Here is a 6,460-nt window from a genome sequence, read left to right as displayed (position 1 = left end):
GCGTCGGCGGCGCGGCCGCGCTCCGCGTGGACGTGCGCGAGCTCCTTGTAGACCGAGAGCGTCTTCGAGACCTGGCCCAGGTCGCGGAACGCCTGCGCGAGCAGGTTCAGCGTCTCCACGTCCTTCGGGTCCGCCTTGAAGCACAGCTGCAGCTTCGCGAGGGCGCGCTTCGTGTCGCCCTTCGCGAGGTAGATGTGCGCGAGCTCGCGGGTCAGCCCGAGGTCGTCCGGCTCCAGGCCGGCGATGCGCTCGGCGACCTTCAGGTACTCGTCGGCGCGGTTGTGCTTGCGGAGGTGGTCGGCCGCGCGGCGGAACAGCCCCAGCGCCTGCGCGGCCTGGCCGGCCCGCGCGTGCAGCTCGCCGAGCTTGATGGCCGAGGGGATGTTCTCGGGATCGAGCTCCACCATGCGGCGGAGCACGTCGGTGAGCCGGGCCACGTCGCCGGAGCGCTCGTGCGCGGCGGCGGTGACCTGCAGCTGCCCCATCGCGTCGCTCATCAGGCCGAGCTGCTGGTAGAGCCCCGCGAGCCGCTCGTTGACCCGGACGTCGCCGGGATCGAGCCGGACGATCTGCTTGTAGACCGCGACCGACTTCAGGAAGAAGCCCTGGTCCGCGTAGGTCTCGGCCACCTTGGTGAAGGCCTCGGCCGCGAGCCGGTCGTCGCCCTTCTTCTGGAACAGCTCGCCGACCTTGAGCAGGATCCGCACGTCGCGCGGGTCCTCGGCGAGGATCTTCTGGTACGCGGCGATGGCCTTGTCGAGCGCGCCCTTCTGAACGAACCGGGTCGCCTCGGCGATGATCTTGTTCTTGTCGACAGCCATCGGGCCGGGCGGTGCTCGCGGAGAGGCTCGCGCATCCGTGGGACGCGCGGGCGGCGCGCACCGCCGTCGACGCGGGCCAGGGGCTATCTGCGAGGGTAATGGATGCCCCGGGGGCGGTCAAGACGCGAATCCCGCGAAGTGACGCGGGAATTTTCCCGTCCGACGCCCGCCCGGACCGGCCGCCGCGCGGGGCCCGGCGGCCCCCGCGGCGCCGCGGACGCCTACGTGCCCGCCGCCTTGGAGGCAGGGGTCTCCTCCGGCGCGGGCGGGTTCAGGATCTGCTCGACGATGCGGGTGTCGTACTGCCCCGCCATGAACGCCGGGAAGGTGAGCACGCGCTTGTGGAAGGGGATGTTGGTCTTGATCCCCTCGATCACGTACTCGTTGAGCGCGCGCATCGCCCGGCGCAGCGCGATCTCCCGGTTCGCCCCGGTGACGATCAGCTTCGCCACGAGCGAGTCGTAGTACGGCTGCACCTTGTACTGCTCGTACGCCATCGTGTCGACGCGCACGCCGTACCCGCCCGGCTGGTGGTAGCCGGTGATCCGCCCCGGCGACGGGGCGAACGTGACAGGGTCCTCGGCGTTCACGCGGCACTCGATGGAGTGCGCCAGCGGGACCACCGACGCCTGCGAGCGCTCCAGCCGCTCGCCGGCCGCCAGCCGGATCTGCTCCCGCAGCAGGTCGAGCCCGTAGACCTGCTCGGTCACGGGGTGCTCCACCTGGATGCGGGTGTTCATCTCCATGAAGTAGTACCGGCCCTTCTCGTCCATGAGGAACTCGATGGTCCCCACGTTGTTGTAGCCGATCTTCCTCATGGCCTTGAGGGCCACCTCGCCCATCTCCCGGCGCAGCTCCGGGGTGACGGCGGGCGAGGGCGACTCCTCGATGAGCTTCTGGTGGCGGCGCTGCACCGAGCACTCGCGCTCGCCCAGGTGGATGACGTTGCCGTGCTCGTCGGCCACGATCTGCAGCTCGATGTGGCGCGGCATCTCGACGTAGCGTTCGAGGTACATCGACCCGTCGCCGAACGCGGCGAGCGCCTCGTTCGACGCGGTCTCGAACAGCTGCCGGATCTGGCTCCGGTCGCGGCAGATCTTCATGCCGCGCCCGCCGCCGCCCGCGGCGGCCTTCAGGATCACCGGGTAGCCCACCTGCTCGGCGATGCGCTCCGCCTCCTCGGCGTCGGCGAGCTTGCCCCGGGCGCCGGGCAGCAGCGGCAGGCCGGCCTGCTCCGCCGCCTCGCGGGCCGCCACCTTGTTGCCCATGAGGCGGATCATCTCCGGCCGCGGCCCGATGAACTTCAGGCCCATCTTCTCGACCATCGCCGCGAACTCGGCGTTCTCCGAGAGGAAGCCGTAGCCGGGGTGGAGGGCGTCGGCCCCGGTGACGTCGGCGGCGGCGAGCAGCGCGCGCGGGTTCAGGTAGCTTTCCCGCGACTGCGGGGGCCCGATGCAGATCGCCTCGTCGGCGAACCGCACGTGGAGCGACTCGGCGTCGGCGGTGGAGTGGACCGCCACCGTGGCGATGCCGAGCTCCTTGCAGGCGCGGAGCACACGGAGCGCGATCTCGCCCCGGTTGGCGATGAGGACCTTCTTGAACATGCCGGCCTCTCCGGGCCTAGCCCGCGACGATGCGGAACAGCGGCTCGCCGAACTCCACCGGGGTCGCGTTCTGGACGTAGATCTCGGCGACCGTCCCGTCGGTCTCCGCCTCGATCTCGTTCATGAGCTTCATCGCCTCGACGATGCAGAGCGTCTGGCCCTTCTTCACCTTCTGGCCCACGTCGACGAACGGCGGCGAGTCGGGCGAGGGCGCCCGGTAGAACGTGCCGACGAACGGCGACTTCACCTCGACGCCGGGCTTGTCCGCCTTGGGCTCCGCCTTGGGGGCGGCGGCCGCCGCCGGGGCGGTGACCGGCGCGAGCGCGGCCGGGACCGGCGCGGCGACCGGCGCGGCGTGGAACGCGGGCGCCGGCGCGGCCACCCCGCCGCGGCGGATCACCACCTTCTCGTCCCCCTTGGCCCAGGCGATGTGCGTCACGTCGCTCTTCTCCACCAGGGCCACCAGCTTCTTCACGTCCTCCATGGTGAAGCCGGGCGTCGGGGCGGGCTCGGGGGTGCGCTCGGGCTGCTGCTGCTTCAGGGGACGGGTGGCCATGTGCGGAGCTCCTGGCGAGGGACGTGGAGAGGGGGGACGGAGGACGGCGGCGGCGCGCTAGCCGGCGACGCGGGTCAGGTACTCGCCCGACCGCGTGTCGATGCGGAGCGTGTCGCCCTCGTTGATGAACAGCGGGACGTTCACCACGTAGCCGGTCTCGAGCTCGGCCGGCTTGGTCGCGCCGGACACCGTGTCGCCGCGGATGCCCGGGTCGCACTTCACGACCTTGAGGTCCATCGAGTTGGGCAGGGTCACCCCGATCGCCTTCCCGTTGAAGAACAGGATGTGCGTGGTGGTGTTGTCCTTGATGAAGTTCTTCGCGTCCCCCATCTGCTCCGCGGTGAGGAACGTCTGCTCGTAGTTCTTGTTGTCCATGAAGTTGTAGTGCTCGCCCTCGCGGTAGAGGTACTGCATCTCCCGCTCGTCGATGTCGGGCTTGCCCACCACGTCGCCGGACTTGAACGTCTTCTCGATGCTGCGGCCGGTCATCAGGTTCTTGATGCGCGTCCGCACGAACGCGGAGCCCTTGCCGGGCTTCACGTGCTGGAACTCGATGATCTCCCACGGCTCGCGGTCGATCTCGATCTTGAGACCGCGGCGGAAGGCCGAGGTGTCGAGGGTCTCTGCCATTGTGTCGGTGCTCCTTCGGAATGTCGGAAGTGAAAGATGAGCCCCGCCGCAGGGCGACGCCCGGCGCACCGGCCGGCGTGCGCTCGCCCGCGCGGCTACAGCTCGGACCTCAGCCTGGGGGCGGTGACGCGCAGCAGGTAACGGGCCTTGCCGAAGTTCCCGTCCGGCGCGAGCGCCATGACCATGAAGTACTCGGGGTTGACGACGCGTGCGACGGTGAGGATGCGGTCCGTGGAGAGCGAGAGCTCCGCCAGGCCGCCCGCCGCGTGGGTCTCGGACGCCTCCTGGGCGCTCCGGAACAGCCCGGAGTACTCGATGAGCAGGGACTTGAGGTCCACGTCGGCCTCGGCCTCGACGTGGCTGTCCACCTCGATGCCGTCCATGCCCATGAGCGTGCAGGCGACCGCACCGTCGCAGCGCCGGCAGATCTCCTGCAAATGTTCGCGAAAGCCCATCGATCCTCGCCTCCACGGCCGAAAAGAGCCGTGATTTCAGGCCCCGGACCCGCGGAGACCGGCCCGTTCTAGCCCGCTGGCGCCGGGGGCGTCAAGGATGGGGGGCGGACGCGGCGCGTCAGGCTATCAGGCTACGGCGCGGCCGGCGCGGCCGTGCAGGTGTATGCCGCCGTCTGGGCCGTATTCGGGCAGACGTACGTGATCGTGTCGGTCGCGTTCGGGCACGTGTAGCCGGGGAACGCGTCGTTGTGCACATCCACCGGGAACGTCACCCCACCGACCTCGAACGAGTCTCCGCTCGCGTAGTGGCCGGTGATCGTCAGCCCGACCTCGACCAGCCCGGTCGTCACGCCGGCGGCCGCCATGGCGGCGGACATCGGCGCGCTGATGGTCTCGGGGATGAGCCGGACGACGGGGGCGCTGGTGCTCCCCGCCTTCAGGATCCCGCTCGCCGGGTAGTCGTAGTTCGAGTAGTTGAAGAACGCGCTCCGGTAGGTCAACCGGTACTTCTCCAGGTACGCGTCGTTCGTGTTCAGGCGCCCAGCCGATGGGTCCGCGTTGTTCTCGAGCTGGTTCGTCATCTCCACGAACAGCTCCAGGTAGTTGGTGCCGCCCTCCAGATACACGAACGGTTGCGAGGCGAGGTAGGCGCCGCACCCGCCGTCGGTCGCGCAGGTCTCCGCAGGAGGCGCGCACAGCGCCACCACCTGGATCGAGGCGTTGTTGTCCACCGTGCAGGCGAGCGCCGCCGCGGCGAGGATGAGGGTCGCGAGTCGCGTCTTCATGGCTGGGCTCCTAGTTGCTCGCGGCCGCCGCGGCCGTCGCCGCCTGCCGGTTCAGGATGCGCGGCGTGATGAAGATGAGCAGCTCGGTGTGGTCGTCCTGGGTCGTGTCGCTCCGGAAGAAGAACCCGAGCAATGGGATCTTGCTGAGGAACGGCACGGAGGCGGTCTTCGAGGCCGTGGAGCGCGTGTAGATGCCGCCGATGACGGTGGTCTCGCCGTCCTTCACGAGCACCTCGGTCTCTGCCTCGCGCTTCGAGATCGACGGCTGGCCGTTCGCGCCGGTGAGGGACGAGTTCGGCGCGTTGTTGGTCGCCTTGATCTTGAGGAGGATCGAGCCGTCGGCGGTGACGTGCGGGGTGACCTTCAGCTCCAGCTTCGCCTCGACGAAGGTGGTGTTCACGCCCGACGCGGAGGTTTGCGAGAATGGGATCGAGATGCCCTGCCCGATGGTCGCCTCCTTGTTGTCGATGGTGGCGATCTTGGGCGAGGAGATGGTCTTCACCACGCCGTTGTTCTCGAGCGCGGAGAGCCGCAGGTTCAGGTTGAACGCCCCGTTCGCCGAGCCGAGCACCAGGCCGATGCCGCCGCCGGAGCCCTGGCCGATGGCGGCCGGGAGGTTGACGGCGTAGTTCGGGGTGCTCGACGTGCCCTGGTTGGGCGACTGGCCCGCGGCGCCTGCGCCCGAGACGTTGTTGGGGAAGGCGACGCCGGTGGGGTTGCCGGTAGCCTGCGTGAAGGAGGCGTTGCCGCCCCACTGCACGCCGAGCTGGCGGTTGAAGTTCGAGGAGGCCTCGACGATGCGGCTCTCGATGAGCACCTGCGGGATCTCGGTGTCGAGGTTCCGCACCAGGCCCTCGGCGCGGACCAGGGCCTCGGGGATGTCCTTCACGATGAGGACGTTGGTGCGCTCGTCGGTGGAGACCGAGCCGCGCTCGGAGAGCACGTCCTTCACCCGGCTCGCCACGTCGGCGGCGCGGGCGTAGTTCACCGGGATGATGCGCACCTTGAGCGGGATGAGCGGGATCCGGGCCTTCTCCGCCTCCGCCTTCGCCGCCTGCTCCTTGGCGATCGCGTCGAACTTCGCGATGCGGATCACGTTGCCCATCTCCTCCTTGCCGAGCCCCTTGGAGCGCAGGACGAGGTCGAGCGCCTGGTCCCAGGGCACGTTGCGGAGCGAGACGGTGACCTTCCCTGAGACGTCGTCCGCCACCACGATGTTCTTCTTCGACACGTCGGCGATGAGCCGGAGCAGGTTGCGGATCTCGATGTCGTGGAAGTCGAGGGTGATGCGGCGGCCGGTGTAGCCGCGCGCCTGCGGCGCGCCCGACGAGGCATACGCGGGCGCCTCGGCGGCGAAGCCCGCCACCTTCGCGTCGGCGGCCTGGGCCTGCTCCGGCGCGGCCGGCGCGGCGGCCTCCGCCGCCTCGCCGCCCTCGGTGAACGTCCAGGCGAGCCCGTCGCGCGTCTCGATCATCCGGTCCCTGGCGCTGCCGCGCAGGCTGGCCACGATGCGGACCTGCCCGGTCTGCGGCTGGTTGAAGGACGAGACCATCGCCACCGGCCCGCGGAAGGCGCTGGTGTCGAGGGAGCGCTCCAGCGCGCGCGGGAG

Annotated in this window: 7 protein-coding genes; all 7 read right to left on the bottom strand. The window is 69.9% G+C overall.

All coding sequences use genetic code 11. From position 1 onward, the window contains the following. A partial coding sequence (locus PSR1_RS20820) for a lipopolysaccharide assembly protein LapB (RefSeq protein WP_152643403.1) occupies positions 1–821 on the bottom strand: 821 nt, incomplete at its 3' end. A gap of 221 nt (positions 822–1,042) precedes the next feature. Then, complete coding sequence (gene accC, locus PSR1_RS20815; RefSeq protein WP_059439299.1) at positions 1,043–2,425, bottom strand: acetyl-CoA carboxylase biotin carboxylase subunit; 1,383 nt, start codon at positions 2,423–2,425, stop codon at positions 1,043–1,045. A 16-nt stretch (positions 2,426–2,441) separates the two neighbouring features. Then, a complete protein-coding gene (accB, locus tag PSR1_RS20810; RefSeq protein ID WP_059439298.1) occupies positions 2,442–2,981 on the bottom strand; it encodes an acetyl-CoA carboxylase biotin carboxyl carrier protein in 540 nt (179 codons plus the stop codon). A 57-nt stretch (positions 2,982–3,038) separates the two neighbouring features. After that, positions 3,039–3,611, bottom strand: a complete 573-nt coding sequence (gene efp / locus PSR1_RS20805; RefSeq protein WP_059439297.1) for an elongation factor P — start codon at positions 3,609–3,611, stop codon at positions 3,039–3,041. Positions 3,612–3,706: 95 nt separating this feature from the next. Further along, positions 3,707–4,066, bottom strand: a complete 360-nt coding sequence (locus tag PSR1_RS20800; RefSeq protein ID WP_059439296.1) for a hypothetical protein — start codon at positions 4,064–4,066, stop codon at positions 3,707–3,709. A gap of 131 nt (positions 4,067–4,197) precedes the next feature. Continuing rightward, positions 4,198–4,851 (bottom strand): hypothetical protein, encoded by a 654-nt coding sequence (locus PSR1_RS20795; protein WP_059439295.1) that lies wholly within the window; start codon positions 4,849–4,851, stop codon positions 4,198–4,200. Between the two features lie 10 nt (positions 4,852–4,861). Then, positions 4,862–6,460, bottom strand: a 1,599-nt coding sequence (locus tag PSR1_RS20790) for a type IV pilus secretin PilQ (protein ID WP_152643402.1), incomplete at its 5' end; no start/stop codon positions are given.

This window comes from Anaeromyxobacter sp. PSR-1, assembly GCF_000964525.1.
Lineage (GTDB): Bacteria > Myxococcota > Myxococcia > Myxococcales > Anaeromyxobacteraceae > Anaeromyxobacter.
Note: the sequence above shows the minus strand (reverse complement) of the source record. Positions and strands in the feature narration are given on the sequence as shown.

Excerpts from the sequence above, each read along its gene's own strand:
- accB (WP_059439298.1), bottom strand. The coding sequence starts at position 2,981 with ATGGCCACCCGTCCCCTGAAGCAGCAGCAGCCCGAGCGCACCCCCGAG.
- PSR1_RS20800 (WP_059439296.1), bottom strand. The coding sequence starts at position 4,066 with ATGGGCTTTCGCGAACATTTGCAGGAGATCTGCCGGCGCTGCGACGGT.
- efp (WP_059439297.1), bottom strand. The coding sequence starts at position 3,611 with ATGGCAGAGACCCTCGACACCTCGGCCTTCCGCCGCGGTCTCAAGATC.
- accC (WP_059439299.1), bottom strand. The coding sequence starts at position 2,425 with ATGTTCAAGAAGGTCCTCATCGCCAACCGGGGCGAGATCGCGCTCCGT.
- PSR1_RS20795 (WP_059439295.1), bottom strand. The coding sequence starts at position 4,851 with ATGAAGACGCGACTCGCGACCCTCATCCTCGCCGCGGCGGCGCTCGCC.